General features: G+C 71.4%; 12 protein-coding genes. 3 read left to right on the forward strand and 9 right to left on the reverse strand.

What is annotated here, in order from left to right:
- Positions 1-17: 17 nt before the first annotated feature.
- The 7 genes from cimA to ureA form a co-directional block, all read right to left on the reverse strand.
- Positions 18-1,658 (reverse strand): citramalate synthase, encoded by a 1,641-nt coding sequence (gene cimA, locus ACFWZH_RS22320; protein WP_384433800.1) that lies wholly within the window; start codon positions 1,656-1,658, stop codon positions 18-20.
- 286 nt (positions 1,659-1,944) lie between these two features.
- Complete coding sequence (locus tag ACFWZH_RS22325) at positions 1,945-3,336, reverse strand: S28 family serine protease (RefSeq protein WP_384433803.1); 1,392 nt, start codon at positions 3,334-3,336, stop codon at positions 1,945-1,947.
- 99 nt (positions 3,337-3,435) lie between these two features.
- The gene (locus tag ACFWZH_RS22330; RefSeq protein WP_384433806.1) at positions 3,436-4,761 is read right to left on the reverse strand and encodes an MFS transporter; all 1,326 of its coding nucleotides are present in this window, start codon (positions 4,759-4,761) and stop codon (positions 3,436-3,438) included.
- Positions 4,762-4,990: 229 nt separating this feature from the next.
- Positions 4,991-5,599, reverse strand: a complete 609-nt coding sequence (locus ACFWZH_RS22335) for a TetR/AcrR family transcriptional regulator (RefSeq protein ID WP_384433809.1) — start codon at positions 5,597-5,599, stop codon at positions 4,991-4,993.
- Between the two features lie 34 nt (positions 5,600-5,633).
- Positions 5,634-6,674 carry an agmatine/peptidylarginine deiminase gene (locus tag ACFWZH_RS22340; protein WP_384433812.1) on the reverse strand — a complete coding sequence of 347 codons (1,041 nt, stop codon included), beginning with the start codon at positions 6,672-6,674 and terminating at the stop codon, positions 5,634-5,636.
- A 74-nt stretch (positions 6,675-6,748) separates the two neighbouring features.
- Positions 6,749-8,437: an urease subunit alpha gene (locus ACFWZH_RS22345; protein WP_384433815.1), complete on the reverse strand. Its 1,689-nt coding sequence runs from the start codon at positions 8,435-8,437 to the stop codon at positions 6,749-6,751.
- Positions 8,434-9,138: an urease subunit gamma gene (ureA, locus tag ACFWZH_RS22350; RefSeq protein ID WP_384433818.1), complete on the reverse strand. Its 705-nt coding sequence runs from the start codon at positions 9,136-9,138 to the stop codon at positions 8,434-8,436. Before ureA ends, ACFWZH_RS22345 begins: the two co-directional genes overlap by 4 nt.
- Positions 9,139-9,396: 258 nt before the next feature.
- Here ureA and ACFWZH_RS22355 point away from each other — a divergent pair, with 258 nt between their 5' ends.
- Positions 9,397-10,851, forward strand: coding sequence for a purine-cytosine permease family protein (locus tag ACFWZH_RS22355; RefSeq protein ID WP_384433821.1), 1,455 nt, complete (start codon positions 9,397-9,399; stop codon positions 10,849-10,851).
- Between the two features lie 86 nt (positions 10,852-10,937).
- Here the strand turns inward: ACFWZH_RS22355 and ACFWZH_RS22360 are convergent, their stop codons facing one another.
- A complete protein-coding gene (locus ACFWZH_RS22360; protein WP_384433824.1) occupies positions 10,938-12,026 on the reverse strand; it encodes a branched-chain amino acid aminotransferase in 1,089 nt (362 codons plus the stop codon).
- A 360-nt stretch (positions 12,027-12,386) separates the two neighbouring features.
- Positions 12,387-13,427, reverse strand: coding sequence for a 3-isopropylmalate dehydrogenase (locus ACFWZH_RS22365; protein ID WP_384433827.1), 1,041 nt, complete (start codon positions 13,425-13,427; stop codon positions 12,387-12,389).
- Between the two features lie 129 nt (positions 13,428-13,556).
- Between ACFWZH_RS22365 and ACFWZH_RS22370 the strand changes: the two genes are divergently transcribed.
- Together ACFWZH_RS22370 and ACFWZH_RS22375 are read left to right on the forward strand one after the other, a co-directional pair.
- The gene (locus ACFWZH_RS22370) at positions 13,557-15,152 is read left to right on the forward strand and encodes a fibronectin type III domain-containing protein (protein WP_384433831.1); all 1,596 of its coding nucleotides are present in this window, start codon (positions 13,557-13,559) and stop codon (positions 15,150-15,152) included.
- A gap of 40 nt (positions 15,153-15,192) precedes the next feature.
- A protein-coding gene (locus ACFWZH_RS22375; RefSeq protein WP_384433852.1) for an IS5 family transposase occupies positions 15,193-16,025 on the forward strand; the annotation gives its coding sequence in 2 pieces (ribosomal slippage) (positions 15,193-15,526 and positions 15,526-16,025; 834 coding nt in all).
- Positions 16,026-16,142: the final 117 nt, after the last annotated feature.

A 16,142-nucleotide genomic window follows, 5' to 3' on the forward strand; every position in this document is an offset into this window, starting at 1 on the left:
GTGTGCGGCGCCACCGCTTACTCCTGCGGCTCGACCCCGGCGCGCAGCAGCCCGTACGCGTAGGCGTCGTCCAGCGCCTGCCAGGACGCGGCGATGACGTTCTCCGCGACACCGACCGTGGACCACTCGCCGCGGCCGTCGCTGGTGGAGACCAGGACCCGGGTGATCGAGCCGGTGCCCAGGGCGCCTTCGAGGATGCGGACCTTGTAGTCGACCAGCTCCATGTGCGCCAGCTGCGGGTAGATCCGCTCCAGGCCCACCCGCAGCGCCCGGTCCAGCGCGTTGACCGGGCCGTTGCCCTCGGCGGTGGCGACGATCCGCTCGCCCTTGGCCCACAGCTTCACGGTCGCCTCGTTGGCGTGTGTGCCGTCGGGGCGGTCCTCGACGATCGCGCGCCAGGACTCCACCTCGAAGTAGCGCAGCGCCTTGCCACGCACCTCCTCGCGCAGCAGCAGCTCGAAGGAGGCGTCGGCGGCCTCGTAGGTGTAGCCCGCCAGCTCGCGCTCCTTGACCCGTGCGACGACCCGGCCGACCAGCTCGCGGTCGCCGCTCAGGTCGAAGCCCAGCTCCTTGCCCTTGAGTTCGATGGAGGCCCGGCCCGCCATGTCGGAGACCAGCATCCGCATGGTGTTGCCGACCAGCGCCGGGTCGATGTGCTGGTAGAGGTCCGGGTCGACCTTGATGGCGGAGGCGTGCAGCCCGGCCTTGTGGGCGAAGGCGGAGACGCCGACGTAGGGCTGGTGGGTGGAGGGGGTGAGGTTGACGACCTCGGCGATGGCGTGCGAGATCCGGGTGGTCTCGGCGAGCTTGCCCGCCGGCAGTACCCGGCGCCCGTACTTCAGCTCCAGGGCCGCGACGACCGGGAAGAGGTTGGAGTTGCCGACCCGCTCGCCGTAGCCGTTGGCGGTGCACTGGACGTGGGTGGCGCCGGCGTCCACCGCCGCCAGGGTGTTGGCCACCGCACAGCCGGTGTCGTCCTGGGCGTGGATCCCCAGCCGCGCGCCGGTGTCGGCCAGGACGGTCCGGACGACGGCGGTGATCTGCGCGGGGAGCATGCCGCCGTTGGTGTCGCAGAGCACCACGACGTCGGCGCCGGCCTCGCTCGCGGTGCGGACGACCTGCTTGGCGTAGACCGCGTCCAGCGCGTAGCCGTCGAAGAAGTGCTCGCAGTCGAGGAAGACCCGGCGGCCTTGGGCGCGCAGATAGGCGACGGTGTCCCGCACCATCGCGAGGTTCTCCTCCGGCGTGGTGCGCAGGGCCAGCTCCACGTGCCCGACGTGGGACTTGGCGACCAGCGTGATGATCGGGGCTCCGGACGCGAGGAGCGCGGCGACCTGCGGATCGTCCTCGACGCGGACGCCGGCCTTGCGGGTCGCACCGAACGCCACCAGCTGGGCGTGCCGGAAGTCGATCTCCTCGCGGGCGCGCTGGAAGAACTCGGTGTCCCGGGGGTTGGCGCCGGGCCAGCCGCCCTCGATGAAGCCGACGCCGAAGTCGTCGAGGTGCCGGGCGATGGTCAGCTTGTCGGCGACGGTGAGGTTGATGCCCTCGCGCTGCGCGCCGTCGCGGAGCGTGGTGTCGAAGACATGGAAGTCGTCGGGCACCGCGCCGGCGGGCCGGGGGGCGGGCGCCGGGGAGGCTGCGTGTGCGTCCGTCATGCTGGTCTGGCTCCTGTCGGGGTCTCGGTCTACCGGAATGACCGGTTCCACCGTCCCTCCATGCTCCCTCGCGCTCCGCCTCCGGTGAGTGGTGGGCCGGAAACGAAAAAACCCCTCGCGGGTGCGAGAGGTCTGCGCGCGGGTCTGGGACGACGGTGGCCGCGCCGTACTCGGGTCGTACGGGGCGGTCACTGCGGACCGGCGCGCCTGCTGCCAATAATCATGGCGAACGAGAGCACGGTCCGCAGTGTGCCATATCGGACGCACGGTGCACCGCGCGGTCTCACTATGCGGTCGGTCCGTCCACGCCGGCCCAGCGGCGGAGCGTGGCGGTGGCCCGCTCCCGGTCCCCCGGCGTCAGCTTGTCGAGGCTCATGTGGTGGCCCGCGTGCGGGCCCACGTAGACGTGGGTGTCACGGCTGCCGGGGCCGGTACGGAACGGATGGGCCCGGACGGGGTCGTTCCCGCCGTAGACGAACATCAGCTCACTGCCGTGGCGGCGCACCCAGCGGTCGATGTCGGGCATGGCCGCCGGCTGGAAGCGCATCGCGATGTTCCGCGGCACGAGGGTGCGGATCCGCTGGATTCCGGGGTGGCGCAGCAATCCGGCCAGCTGCGGGGCGGCCCGCTCGCTCATGCCGAGCTGGGTGCCCAGCTGGTAGAAGGACGCGGTGACCAGGGAGACGGAGAGGTCGGTGTAGCCCTGCAGGCCCATCACCCCGTCGAACCAGGCGTAGAGCGCCGCACCGGTCGCCCCGCGCCCGGGGATACGGCCGCAGCCTTCCTCTCCCTGCGCCATCCAGAAGCGCTCCGGCAGCATCAGCGTGGTGAATTCCAGCAGCCGGTCGGCGCCGCCGACGATGTGCAGGGTGTCGCCGTGGGCGGCGGCGGAGCGCGCGATACGGCCCGCCGTCTGCGTCCTGCGGGCTCCCAGCAGCTCGCGCTGGACCGCGGTGAGCGCATCGCGGCAGGCGGGGCTGCCGACCCGCTCCAGGAAGCGGTCCTCGGCGGTGCCGTCCCGGTTGCCGGTGTTGTCGGGCGCCGAGTACGCCACGGAGCCGGCCACATCGTGCGGGTAGAAGCGCCGGTGGTAGACCGTCGCCATCCCGCCCTTGCTGCCGCCGGTGGAGATCCAGGGGGCGCGGTAGAGCGTCCGCAGCGCCCGCACGATCCGGTGGTGGTCGGTGGCCGCCTGCCAGATGTCGAGCTTGGTCCAGTCGGTGGGATGGGGCGTGGAGGTGCCGAAGTACCGCTGCTCGACGCTGATCTGATTGCTCTTCAGAACCTCGGTCGGCTCGGCGCGCAGGGCGGGGTCCTGGTAGTCGAGGTCGTAGCCGTTGGTGTGGAGCACCATCGGCCGGTCGGTGGCGCGGTGCAGCAGGAACAGCCGCTGCTCGAAGGCGCCCCGGTCGGGGTGCCGGTGGTCGACCGGCTGGCGGTAGCGCAGCTCGATCGAGCGGTAGCCGGCCGGGGCGGGGTTCTCCTTGACCACCCGCATGCCGGGGATCGCCGCGAGGCGGGTGGAGAGGTCGCCGGCGGCCGGGCGGGTGGCAGCCGCCGGGGCCGCGGCCGGGCGGGCCTCGGCGGGCCGTGCCGTCGCCGCGGACGGGGCCGCGACGGCCGATGCCAGCAGCCCCGTCAGCAGCAGCGGCATGAATGAGTGCCTGAGGGTCTTCATGCCACCCAGCCAAGCCGCCCGGGGCCGGGGCGCGGATCCCCCCGGAACGGGAACGGCCTCCCCCGGGCAGGGGAGGCCGATTTCGGCCGGGCGGCCGCCTCAGTCGGCGGCGGGCGCCCCCACCGGCGAGCGGTCGGCGCCCGCGGCCGGCTTGCCGACCCGGTGCAGATCGATGGTGCGGGTCTCGCGCATCGTGATGTAGACGATCAGCGAGACGGCGGCGCAGCCGGCGACGTACCAGTAGTAGCCGGACTCGATGCCGCCGTTCTTGAACCACAGGGCGACGTACTCCGCGGTGCCGCCGAACAGCGCGTTGGCGATGGCGTACGGCAGCGCCACGCCCAGCGCCCGCACACCGGTCGGGAACAGCTCGGCCTTCACACAGGCGTTGATCGAGGTGTAACCGGTGACCACGACCAGCGCCAGCAGCGAGAGGCCGAGGGCCGGCCAGAAGCTGCCGGCGTGCTTGAGCAGCGTCATGATCGGCACGGTCAGGAACGTCGAGCCGACCGCGAAGGTGATCAGCAGCGGGCGCCGCCCGATCCGGTCGGAGAGCCTGCCCGCCAGCGGCTGCAGGCACATGAACAGGAACAGCGCGCAGAAGCTGACCAGCGAGGCGGTCGGCTTGTCCAGGCCCACGCTGCCCGAGAGGTACTTGGTGAGGTAGGTCGTGTACGTGTAGTAGGCGACCGTGCCGCCCATGGTGAGGGCGATGACCAAGAACGCCTCCCGCTTGTGGGCCAGCAGCGCCTTGATGGTGCCGCGCGCGGGGTCGGCGTTGGCGCTGTCGTCCGCGGCGTAGACCTCGGTCTCCAGCATGTTGCGCCGCAGGTAGAAGACGATCCCGGCGCCCAGGGCACCGACGATGAACGGGATCCGCCAGGCCCAGCTGTGCAGCGCCTCCTCGGACATCGTGCGCTGCAGCACGATCTGCAGGCCCAGGCCGAGCAGTTGGCCCGCGGTCATCGACACGTACTGGAAGCTGGAGGCGAAGCCGCGCTGCCCGGGAGCGGACGCCTCGGTGAGATAGGTGGCGCTGGCCGCGTACTCCCCGCCGACCGAGAGCCCCTGCAGCATCCGGGCGATGAGCAGTACGGCCACTCCGCCGTAGCCGGCGACGGCGTACGTCGGTGCGATGGCGATCAGTACCGCCGAGGCGGACATCAGCGTGACGGTCAGCGTGAGCGCGGCCTTGCGCCCCTTGCGGTCGCCGACCCGGCCGAGCAGCCAGCCGCCCACCGGCCGCATGAAGAAGCCGACGGCAAAGATCCCCATGGTGTTCATGAGGTTCGCGGTGTCATTCCCCTTGGGGAAGAACGAATCCGCGAAGTAGACCGCGAAACTGGCGTAGACGAACCAGTCGAACCACTCGACCATGTTGCCGGCCGAGCCGACCCAGATCTTCTTCCATTGCTCTCGTCCCATAGCCGATCACGGTCGCGGACCGGCGGTCCGTCGGCAAGAGCCGGGGCGGCAACGATCGCGCGTACTTGAGTGCGTTGTGTTCACGGGTACTTCCTCACCGCATACGCGACGACCGCACGTGGAACGACCGGAAAAGGCGCCGCTATTGGGCCGCTCCGCACGGACCGTCACAGCCATCGGGAGGACGGACCGGTCTCGGCACGGCCCGGCGCTTTGCCCCGCCCCACCGTCACGGCGTGAGCGACTCGTCCAGGAACTCGTGTATGTGCGCGCGGACCTGGGCGCGGTCCGTGCCGGGGAGGCCGACGACCAGGTGGGTGCCGAAGCCGTCGAGGAGGGCGCGGATACGGGTGGCGAGGCGTTCGGCGTCGACGGCGCGGAACTCGCCCTTCGAGGCGCCCTCGACGAGCAGGGCGACCAGGTCGCGGTGCCAGGCGAGTTCCAGTTCGAGCTGGCGCTCGCGGGTCTCGTCGTCGGCGTTCTGGGAGCGGTTCCAGACTTCCAGCCACAGCGTCCAGCGCGGGTCGCGGTGGCCGTCGGGAAGGTAGAGGTCGATCAGCGCGTCCAGGCGTTCGCGGGCGGGGACGCGGCGGGAGAGGGCGGCCCGGCGCTCGGCGCCGAGCTGCTCCTCGCTCCACTGGAGGGTCTGCAGCAGCAGCTCGTCCTTCGTACCGAAGTAGTAGAGGATGTGGCCGCTGCTCATGCCGACCTCGCGGCCCAGTCCGGCCATGGTCAGCCGGTCCAGGCCCTCCGCGGCGATGGTGGCCATCGCCGCGGCCAGGACCTGCTCGCGGGGCTGGTTGAGCCGGCGCCGGGGACGGCGCACGGGACCGGGCACGGGGACCTCCGGGTCGGCTGGACGGGCCTGTGGGTCAGGCCTCGGGCTGCTGCTGGGTGATGCAGTGGATACCGCCACCCGCTGCGAAGATCGTACGGGCGTCGACGAGGGTCACCGTCCGGTCGGGGAAGAGCCGGCGGAAGATGGCGGCCGCCTCCTCGTCGCGCGGGTCGTCGAAGGCGCACAGCACCACACCATCGTTGCAGAGGTAGTGGTTGATGTAGGAGTAGTCGACCAGCTCGCCGTTCTCCTCGATGACGGTCGGCGCGGGCACCTCGACGACCTCCAGCTGCCGGCCCCTGGCGTCGGTGGCCGAGCCCAGCAGCTTGACGATCTCGCTGCAGATCGCGTGGTCGGGGTGGTCGGGGTCGGGCTGGGTGTGCACGAGCACGGTGCCGGGGCGGGCGAAGGCGGCGACGATGTCGACATGGCCGCGGGTGCCGAACTGTCCGTAGTCCGCGGCCAGGCCACGCGGCAGCCAGATCGCCTTGGTGGTGCCGAGGTGGGCGTGGATCTCGGCCTCGACCTCCTGGGCGGTGCGGCCGGGGTTGCGGCCCGGGTCGAGCTGCACGGTCTCGGTCAGCAGGACGGTGCCCTCGCCGTCGATGTGGATGCCGCCGCCCTCGTTGACCAGGGGGGTGGCGTAGCGGCGGGCGCCGGCCAGGGACGAGACCTGCTCGGCGATCTTCTCGTCGAGGTCCCAGCGGGCCCACTCCTGGGCGCCCCAGCCGTTGAACACCCAGTCGGTGGCGGCCAGCGAGCCCTTGCCGTCGGTGAGGAAGGTGGGGCCGATGTCGCGCATCCAGGCGTCGTTCAGCGGGCGCTCGACGATCTCGATGTCCGCTCCGAGGAGGGCCCGGGCGCCCTCGGCCTGGCCGGGACCGGCGACGACGGTGACCGGCTCGAAGCGGCGCACCGCGCGGGCGACGCCGGCCCAGGCGCGGCGGGCCTCGGCCAGGGCCTCGCCGCCCTCCTCGCCGAAGGTGAAGTTGGGGCCGGGCCAGGCCATCCAGGTGCGCTCGTGGCGGGCCCACTCCGGGGGCATGCGGAAGCCGTCGGCGACAGGGGTGCTCATGCGGGGGTCCTCAGGGTCTGTGGCGGTGGTGCCGGTGGTTGGCCGCCGGCGGTGGGGTGCGCCGGCGGTGCGGTTCACAGGAAGTAGAGCCGGGACAGCGAGACGGTGTCGGCCGGCTCGGAGCGCATCGGGTCGCCGTCGAGGGTGACCAGTCCGCTGCGCCCGTCGACCTGCACCTGTCCGACCCGGGAGTTGTGGACGAGGTTGCCGGGGCCGATGCCGCGGGTGCCGCGGACGGCGACCCGGCGGCGGCGGGTGGGCAGGTGGTCGCCGCCCTGCTCGGCCGCGGCACCCGCGACGAAGGCGACCGAGATCTCGGCGGGGGTCGCGCCGTGCGCCCCGAACTGCGGCCCGAGCACCAGGGGTTCGCAGGTGTCGGTGGCCGCGTTCGGGTCACCGGTGACGCCGTAGGCGGGGAAGCCGGACTTCAGCACCAGCTGCGGTTTGGCGCCGAAGAACTGCGGCTTCCACAGCACGATGTCGGCCATCTTGCCGACCTCGATCGACCCGATCTCGTGCGAGAGGCCGTGGGCGATGGCGGGGTTGATGGTGAGCTTGGCGATGTAGCGCAGCACGCGGGCGTTGTCGTCGTGGGCGCCGTCGCCCTCCATGGGGCCGAGTTCGGCCTTCATCTTCCCGGCCATCGCGAAGGTCCGGCGTACGGTCTCGCCGGCCCGGCCCATGCCCTGGGCGTCGGAGGAGGTGATGCCGATCGCCCCGAGGTCGTGCAGCACGTCCTCGGCGCCCATCGTCCCGGCCCGGATGCGGTCGCGGGCCATCGCGGCGTCGCCCGGCAGGTCGGTCTTCAGGTCGTGGACCGAGACGATCATGCCGTAGTGCTCGGCGACCGCGTCCCGCCCGAAGGGGAGGGTGGGGTTGGTGGAGGAGCCGATGACGTTGGGGACGCCGGCCATCTTCAGGACGTTGGGGACGTGTCCGCCGCCGCAGCCCTCGATGTGGAAGGCGTGGATGGTGCGGCCGTCCAGGACGCGCAGGGTGTCCTCGACGGTGAGGCACTCGTTGAGGCCGTCGCTGTGCAGGGCGACCTGGACGTCGTGGTCCTCGGCGACGCGCAGCGCGGTGTCCAGGGCCCGGGCGTGCGCGCCCATGTCCTCGTGCACCTTGAAGCCGCAGGCGCCGCCCTCGGCGAGCGCCTCGACCAGCGGGGCGTCGCCCGAGGAGGAGCCGCGGCCGAGGAAGCCGATGTTGACCGGCCAGGCGTCGAAGGCGCCGAAGGCGTGGCCCAGCGCCCAGGGCGAGTTGACGCCCACGCCCCAGACCGGGCCGAACTCCTGGCCGATGATCGTGGTCACGCCGGAGGCCAGCGAGGCCTCCATGACGCGCGGCGAGAGCAGATGGACGTGGGTGTCGACGGCGCCGGCGGTGGCGATCATGCCTTCGCCGGAGACGATCGAGGTGCCGGTGCCGACGACCACGTCGACACCGTCGAGGGTGTCGGGGTTGCCGGCCCGTCCGATGGCGTGGATGCGGCCCTGGCGGATGCCGATGGACACCTTGCGGATGCCCAACGCCGCGTCGATGACCAGGACGTTGCTGATCACGACGTCGCAGGTCTCGCGGACCGCGGCCGCCTTGAGCAGCAGCCCGTCGCGGGCGGTCTTGCCGAAGCCGGCCAGGAACTCGTCGCCGGGCTTCTGGGCGTCGGACTCCACCCGGACGACCAGGCCCGAGTCGCCGAGGACGACCCGGTCGCCGGCCCGCGGGCCGTGTACCGACGCGTACTCGTGGGGGTCGATGGTCATGCCTGCTCCTCCGCTCCCAGGTAGCCGCAGGCGGCGGCCCGCCGCAGCGCTTCCGTCTTCGCGCCCGGTGCGTCCAGCGGGCCGTCCACGAGACCGGCGAAGCCGATCGCGATCCGGGCCCCGCCGATCGGGACCAGACCGACCTCCGAGGCGCCGCCCGGGTCGAACCGCACGGACGAGCCAGCCGGGACGCACAGCCGCATGCCGTACGCGGCACCGCGGTCGAAGTCCAGCCGGGGGTTGGCCTCGAAGAAGTGGAAGTGCGAGGTGACGCTGATGGGCACCGTCGCGGTGTTGCGCACGGTGAGCACCACCGCGGGCTCGGGCTCCGGATCGGCCGGGCCGGGGAGCACGGCGCCGGGCGCGGGCGCCGCGTCGCTCTCCCCGGCCGTCGCGCCGGCGCCGATCGGGTCGCTGACCACCGCGAGCCGGGAGCCGTCGTCGAAGACGGCCTCCACATGCACCTCGGTGACCACGTCGGCCACGCCCGGCAGCACATCGTCCGGACCGAGCACGCTGCGTGCCGCCTCGATGGCTTGAGCGAGGCGGCGCCCGTCCCGCGCCGCCTCGCAGACTGTGTCCGCGATCAACGCGGTCGCCTCGGGCACATTCAGCTTCAGTCCGCGGGCCCGGCGCGTCCGCGCCAGCTCGGCCGCGCCGAACAGCAGCAGCCGGTCGCGTTCCGTGGGGGTCAGCCGCATCCCGTCACACCTCCAGCTCGATTAGAGCATCACTCTAACCATGAAACTAGTCAACACGGAAGCATTGACCTACGGAGCGGTGATGAGTCACATTGAGCGCTGTTCTAAACGAGCGATGAATAGAACGCCGCTCTAAATGATCTCGTACCGCTGGTCCGGCGCTGCGAGACCCGCTCATATCGAGCACTTCCACATGACGGAGCACTGCACGCAGAGCACTGCTCAGACACTGTTGTCCGGCCTCTCAGGGGAGCCCTCATGCCGATCGAACAACGCGGAGTCGACACCATCCCGGACGAGGAGCGCACCAGCGGTCCACGCGATCTCATCTCGATCCTGCTCGGATCGAACCTCGCCCTGGGCGTGGTGATCTTCGGTTGGCTACCGGTCTCCTTCGGGCTCGGCTTCTGGCCCTCGGTGACCTCCCTGGTGGCGGGCACGCTCGTCGGCACCCTGCTGACCGCCCCGCTCGCGCTGGTCTCGCTGCGCAGCGCCACCAACCTCTCCACCAGCAGCGGCGCCCACTTCGGCGTACGCGGCCGGCTCATCGGCTCGGTGATCGGGCTGCTGCTCTCGCTCGGCTACACCGCGCTGACCCTGTGGGTCGGCGGCGACGCGGTCGTCGGCTGTCTGCACCGCCTGACCGGGCTGCCGACCGGCGGAGCGACCTACGCCCTGGTCTACGCCCTGCTCGCCGGCGCCACCGCCGTCGGCGCGGTCTACGGCTACCGGGTGCTGCTGCGGCTGAGCAAGGTGCTCGCCGTCGGCATGACCCTGCTGCTGGCGGTCGGCATCGTGGCGTACGCCGGCACCTTCACCACCGCCGCGCCGCAGGGCAGCTCGTATCTGCTGGGCGGCTTCTGGCAGACCTGGCTGCTGGCCGCCGTCTCCGCGGGCCTGAGCGGCCCGATCGCGTTCATCACGCTGCTCGGCGACTACAGCCGCTACATCTCCCCGCGCCGGCACAGCTCGAAGAAGGTCTTCGGCGCCACCTGTCTGGGCCTGGTCGTCGGTCTGCTGGTGCCGCAGCTGTTCGGCACCTTCACCGCCCTCGCGGTCGGTGCGGGCGAGGACTACGCGGGCCCGCTGGTGGCCGGCGCCCCGTTCTGGTACCTGGCGCTGCTGCTGCTCAACGCCTCGGCCGGCTCGGTCGGCAACTCCGGGCTGATGCTCTACAGCATGGGCCTGGACCTGGACGCCATCCTGCCGCGCGCGAGCCGCACCCAGGCCACCTACGTCGTCGCCGCGCTCGCGACCGCACTGGTCTACGCCGGCCACTTCCTGTGGGCCGCGCAGGACGCGATGACCTCCTTCGTCCTGCTGATGACCGCGGTCGGCACGCCCTGGGCGGTGATCACCGTGATCGGCTTCACCCGCTGCCGCGGGGCCTACGACGCGGAGTCCCTGCAGGTCTACAACCGCGGCACCCGCGGCGGCGTGTACTGGTTCACCGGCGGCTGGAGCGTCCAGGCGGCCGTGGCCTGGGCGCTGGGCTCGGTGGTCGGCCTGCTGGCGGTGGCCACGCCCCTGTACGAGGGCCCGCTGCTGGCCTACACGGGCGGCATCGACGTCAGCTTCCTGCTCGCGGCCGCGGTGGCCGGTGTGGTCTACCTCGCCCTCACCGCCCGCGATCCGCGCCCGGTCCCCGCGCTGCGCACCCTTCCCCCCACCTCCCCCACCGCCCCCAAGGAAGCGTCCGCGGAGGTCGGCTGAGCCGATGCGACCATGACCGAGGCCGCCCCCGACCCGATGTCGGTGGCGGCCTCGGTCCTGTCCGGGAAGCGCCCCGGAGCGGTGGGTCAGCCCAGCTGGTGCATCCAGCCGTGCTTGTCGTCGGCGACGCCCCGCTGGATGTCCAGCAGCGCCTCGCGCAGCTTCAGCGTGACCTTGCCCGGCTCGCCGTCGGACTGGCTCCACTCGCCGCCCGCGCTCTTGACCGTGCCGACCGGGGTGATCACGGCGGCGGTACCGCAGGCGAAGACCTCGGTGAGGGTGCCGTTGTCGGTGTCGGCCCGCCACTGGTCGATGGAGACCCGGGCCTCCTCGGACTCGAAGCCCAGGTCGCGGGCGACGGACAGCAGCGAGTCACGGGTGACACCGGCCAGCAGGGAGCCGGTCAGCGTGGGGGTGACGATCTTGTCTCCGTACACGAAGTACAGGTTCATGCCGCCGAGCTCCTCGACCCACTTGTGCTCCACGGCGTCGAGGTAGGCGACCTGGTCGCAGCCGTGCACCGCGGCCTCGGCCTGCGCGAGCAGCGATGCGGCGTAGTTGCCGCCGGTCTTGGCGTCGCCCATGCCACCGGGGACGGCGCGCACCCGGTCCTCGGACAGCCAGATGGAGACCGGCTTGACGCCGCCGGCGAAGTACGCGCCGGCGGGCGAGGCGATCACGACGAAGAGGTACTCGTTGGCGGGCTTCACGCCCAGCCCGACCTCGGTGGCGATCATGAAGGGCCGCAGGTAGAGCGACTCCTCGCCGCCGTGCGCGGGCACCCACTTCTTGTCCTGCTGGACCAGCAGGTCACAGGCCTCGATGAAGGTCTCGACGGGCAGCTCGGGCATGGCCAGACGGCGCGCCGAGGCCTGGAAGCGCCGGGCGTTGGCGTCGGGGCGGAACATGGCGACGGAGCCGTCGGGCTGGCGGTAGGCCTTGAGGCCCTCGAAGATCTCCTGCGCGTAGTGCAGGACGTTGGTCGCCGGGTCGAGGGAGAGCGGCCCGTACGGCACGAGCTGCCCGTCGTGCCAGCCGCGGCCCTCGGTCCACCTGATCGTCACCATGTGGTCGGTGAAGTGGCGGCCGAAGCCGGGGGCGGCCAGGATCTGCTCCCGCTCCGCGTCGGACAGCGGGTGCGAGGAGGGCTTGAGCTCGATCGTGGGCGTCGTCATGAATGCATGTCCTTCACTGCGTGATCCGATACCGCGGGTATCCGGCCCAGCCCTCCGGCCGGGGGTGGGTGGGGTCGGCCCCCACCATGCGGCACCGGTGCGGTTTGTGGCGGCCGCGCGCACCGTGATCTTGAACGTACCGGTCGTTACTGGGACGTCCGAGTTTCTCGCGGGCGGCGACACCACGTCCGATTATCGCTCGTGGGTCTCCGCCGCCGGAACCGGTGTGCGCGGTCCGCGTCCGATGGTCGCACCCAACCGGGCGGTAGCCCAGAGCGGGTCAACGCGGACAGCGCCGGTGCCTGGACGCTGTGTCCCGGCCCGGCGCTGTTCGTGGGTGCCGATGTCGCGCTGCGGGCCTCAGCCCGCTACGCGCGCGGCGAGGGCGTCGCCGATCTCGTCCGTGGTGCGGGCCGCGCCGTCGCGCGCCTCCAGGTCGGCCGCGACGGCCTCCTCGATGCGGGCGGCCTGCGGCTCGAAGCCGAGGTGGCGCAGGAGCAGGGCGACCGACAGGATCGTCGCCGTCGGGTCGGCCTTGCCGGTGCCCGCGATGTCCGGTGCGGAGCCGTGCACCGGCTCGAACATCGAGGGGAACTGGCCGGTCGGGTTGATGTTCCCGGAGGCGGCCAGGCCGATACCGCCGGTGACGGCCGCCGCGAGGTCGGTGAGGATGTCGCCGAAGAGGTTGTCGGTGACGATCACGTCGAACCGCTCGGGCTGGGTGACGAAGAAGATCGTCGCCGCGTCGACGTGCAGGTAGTCGGTGGTGACCTCGGGGTACTCCTGGCCGACCCGGTCGAAGATGTTCTTCCACATGTGGCCCGCGTAGACCAGGACGTTGTTCTTGTGCACCAGCGTCAGCTTCTTGCGGGGGCGGGCGTCGGCGCGCTCGTAGGCGTCGCGGACCACGCGCTCGACACCGTAGGCGGTGTTGACGCTGACCTCGGTGGCGACCTCGGCCGGCGTGCCGGTGCGCAGGGAGCCGCCGTTGCCCGTGTACGGGCCCTCGGTGCCCTCACGCACCACGACGAAGTCGATGTCGGGGCGGCCGGCCAGCGGGGTGGCCGTGTTCGGGAAGAGCTTCGACGGGCGCAGGTTGACGAAGTGGTCGAAGGCGAAGCGGAGCTTGAGCAGCAGCCCGCGCTCCAGCACACCGGACGGGACGGACGGGTCCCCGATGGCGCCGAGCAGGATCGCGTCGTGCTGCTTGAGCGACTCCAGCTCCGCGTCCGGCAGGGTCTCGCCGGTCGCGTGCCATCGCTTGGCACCAAGGTCGTACTCCTTGGTTTCCAGCTTGACGTCCTGCGGGAGGACCGCGGTCAGGACCTTCAGGCCCTGGGCCACGACTTCCTGGCCGATACCGTCACCGGGGATCACTGCGAGGCGAATGCTGCGAGACATGTTTGGACCTTACGCCCCGTCCCATTCGTTGACACGTAACGTCCGCCATACGGACACATGGGGAGCCGGCCAACCTCCGTTCACCGCAACGCCCCGTAACGGTCGGGTGATGCTGCGACATTCGCTGCCATGACTGGAAATCCCCGGGGGGACGCTCCCCTGCCCTCGCACACCCCGCGCGTCGGTGTACCGGAGCGGCTCGCGGCCCGGATGAGCATGCCCGAGCAGCATGAATACCTCCGCACGAAGCTGACCCGCCGGGGCCTGCTGCGCACCTCGGCCGCCACCGCGGGAGTGGTCGCGGGATCCGGTCTGCTGACCGGCTCGGCCACGGCCGTCTCCCCCACCGCGTCGGCCTCGCCCGCCACCGTCGCCGTCGACGGGTCCCTCGTCGCCCCCTTCGGCCGCCACCTCGCCTTCGGCGCCGACCCCAGGAGCCAGATGCGGGTGAGCTGGCAGGTGCCGCTCGCGGTCCGGCGGCCGTTCATCCGGGTGGGCCTGCGGCCCTGGGACCTCGGACTCAAGATCGAGGCCGAGGTGCGCGCGCTGCACACCCCCTCGCTCTCCTCGAAGCTGCCCGCCGTCGAGCAGTACTACCTGCACGCGGCCCTCGACGGCCTGCGGCCGGGCACCACGTACTACTACGGCGTCGGGCACGACGGCTTCGACCCGGCCGACGCCCGCCACTTCTCCACGGTCGGCACCTTCCGCACCGCCCCGGCCCGCGCCGAGACGTTCGTCTTCACCGCCTTCGGCGACCAGGGCGTCAGCTACCACGCGCTCGCCAACGACCAGCTGATCCTGGGGCAGAACCCGTCCTTCCACCTGCACGCGGGCGACATCTGCTACGCGGACACCGACGGGCAGGGCTCCGACCACGACGCCTACGACGCGCGGGTGTGGGACCAGTTCCTCGCCCAGACCGAGTCGGTGGCCAAGTCCGTGCCGTGGATGGTGACCACCGGCAACCACGACATGGAGGCCTGGTACTCGCCCAACGGCTACGGCGGCCAGAGCGCCCGCTGGTCGCTGCCTGGCAACGGCCCGGACGCCCACCGCGCCCCCGGCGTGTACTCCTTCACCTACGGCAACGTCGCGGTCGTCGCGCTGGACGCCAACGACGTCTCGTACGAGATCCCCGCCAACCAGGGCTACACCGGTGGCGAGCAGACCCGTTGGCTCGACCGCCGCCTGGCACAGCTGCGCGCCGCCGAGGACATCGACTTCATCGTGGTCTTCTTCCACCACTGCGCCTTCTCCACCACCAACGCGCACGCCTCCGAGGGCGGTGTGCGCGACGCCTGGCTGCCGCTGTTCGACAAGCACCGGGTGGACCTGGTCATCAACGGGCACAACCACGTCTACGAGCGGACCGACGCCCTCAGGGGCGGCCGGGTCGCCAAGAAGATGCCGATCGGCGAACGCGTCGACAGCGCACGCGAGGGCATCGTCTACGTCACCGCCGGCGGCGCGGGCAGGGCCCTGTACGACTTCCCCGTGCCCGACAGCTACGAGGGCCACGTCAAGGACCTCGACCACGTCGAGACGTTCCACTGGTCCAAGGGCCAGGTGAAGACCAAGGACACCGTGGAGTGGTCCCGGGTCCGCTACACCGGCTACTCGTTCATCGCCGTCGAGGTCTCCCCGGGCCACCGCCCGCGGATGAAGGTCACCACGCTGGCCGAATCCGGCGAGCGCATCGACCACTTCGAGGTGACCCGCTAGGGCGTGTCCGCAAAGTGGTTGGTTCGTTGGTCTGTTCGTGGTGCGTCGTCATGAGCTGACTGATGAGTCGTGGGCGGTGATCGAGCCGTTGTTGGCTCCGCCGCGGATGGGCCGGCCGGTCCGCGACCGGCGGCAGGTGGTCAACGGCATTTTGTGGAAGCTGTCCACCGGGGCGGCCTGGCGGGATCTGCCCGAGCGGTATGGGCCGTGGAAGACGGTCTATGAACGCTTCCGTCGCTGGTCCGCCGATGGCACCTGGGACCGCCTGCTGGCCCATGTCCAGCAGCATTCCGATGCTGTCGGTGCCGTCGACTGGACGATCGTGTGCGTCGACTCGACTACCGTGCGGGCCCACCAGCATGCGGCCGGGGCCCGAAAAAGGGGCAGTCCTGGCCGGGTGAGGCGATCGGCCGGTCCCGCGGCGGGCTGACCACGAAGATCCACCTCGCCTGCGACGGACAGGGCCGGCCGCTGGCCTTCACCCTCACCGCCGGGAACGTCGACGACTGCACCCAGTTCGAGACGGTGATGGCCCGCATCCGTATCGGGCGGTGCGGGCCCGGCCGCCCCAGGACACGACCGGACCGGGTTGTCGCGGACAAGGGCTACTCGTCCACGAAGATCCGCAGCTACCTGCGGCGGCGAGGTGTCAAAGCGGCGATTCCCGAGCGGATCGACCAGATCAACGGCCGCATCCGGCGGGGCGAGAGCCGCTGCCGGCTCGACCGGGCGGCCTACCGACGCCGAAACGTCGTCGAACGCTGCTTCAACCGGCTCAAGCACAACAAAGCCCTCGCCACCCGCTACGACAAACGCGCCCGCCACTACCAAGCCCTGGTCACCATCGCCTGCCTACGACTCTGGCTGCCCTGACTTTGCGGACACCCCCTAGGGGCTGTCCGATGGGTCAGGGTCGGAAAGGCCGCGGCGTCTGGTGCACTGCGTTCGCTGCGCGAACTCCGTCTCGGCTCCTCATGTGCTCCTTTGGAT

This window comes from Streptomyces sp. NPDC059008 (assembly GCF_042749045.1).
Taxonomy (GTDB): Bacteria; Actinomycetota; Actinomycetes; order Streptomycetales; family Streptomycetaceae; genus Streptomyces.

Excerpts from the sequence above, each read along its gene's own strand:
- cimA (WP_384433800.1), bottom strand. The coding sequence starts at position 1,658 with ATGACGGACGCACACGCAGCCTCCCCGGCGCCCGCCCCCCGGCCCGCC.
- ACFWZH_RS22325 (WP_384433803.1), bottom strand. The coding sequence starts at position 3,336 with ATGAAGACCCTCAGGCACTCATTCATGCCGCTGCTGCTGACGGGGCTG.
- ACFWZH_RS22330 (WP_384433806.1), bottom strand. The coding sequence starts at position 4,761 with ATGGGACGAGAGCAATGGAAGAAGATCTGGGTCGGCTCGGCCGGCAAC.
- ACFWZH_RS22340 (WP_384433812.1), bottom strand. The coding sequence starts at position 6,674 with ATGAGCACCCCTGTCGCCGACGGCTTCCGCATGCCCCCGGAGTGGGCC.
- ACFWZH_RS22345 (WP_384433815.1), bottom strand. The coding sequence starts at position 8,437 with ATGACCATCGACCCCCACGAGTACGCGTCGGTACACGGCCCGCGGGCC.
- ureA (WP_384433818.1), bottom strand. The coding sequence starts at position 9,138 with ATGCGGCTGACCCCCACGGAACGCGACCGGCTGCTGCTGTTCGGCGCG.
- ACFWZH_RS22355 (WP_384433821.1), top strand. The coding sequence starts at position 9,397 with ATGCCGATCGAACAACGCGGAGTCGACACCATCCCGGACGAGGAGCGC.
- ACFWZH_RS22360 (WP_384433824.1), bottom strand. The coding sequence starts at position 12,026 with ATGACGACGCCCACGATCGAGCTCAAGCCCTCCTCGCACCCGCTGTCC.
- ACFWZH_RS22365 (WP_384433827.1), bottom strand. The coding sequence starts at position 13,427 with ATGTCTCGCAGCATTCGCCTCGCAGTGATCCCCGGTGACGGTATCGGC.
- ACFWZH_RS22370 (WP_384433831.1), top strand. The coding sequence starts at position 13,557 with ATGACTGGAAATCCCCGGGGGGACGCTCCCCTGCCCTCGCACACCCCG.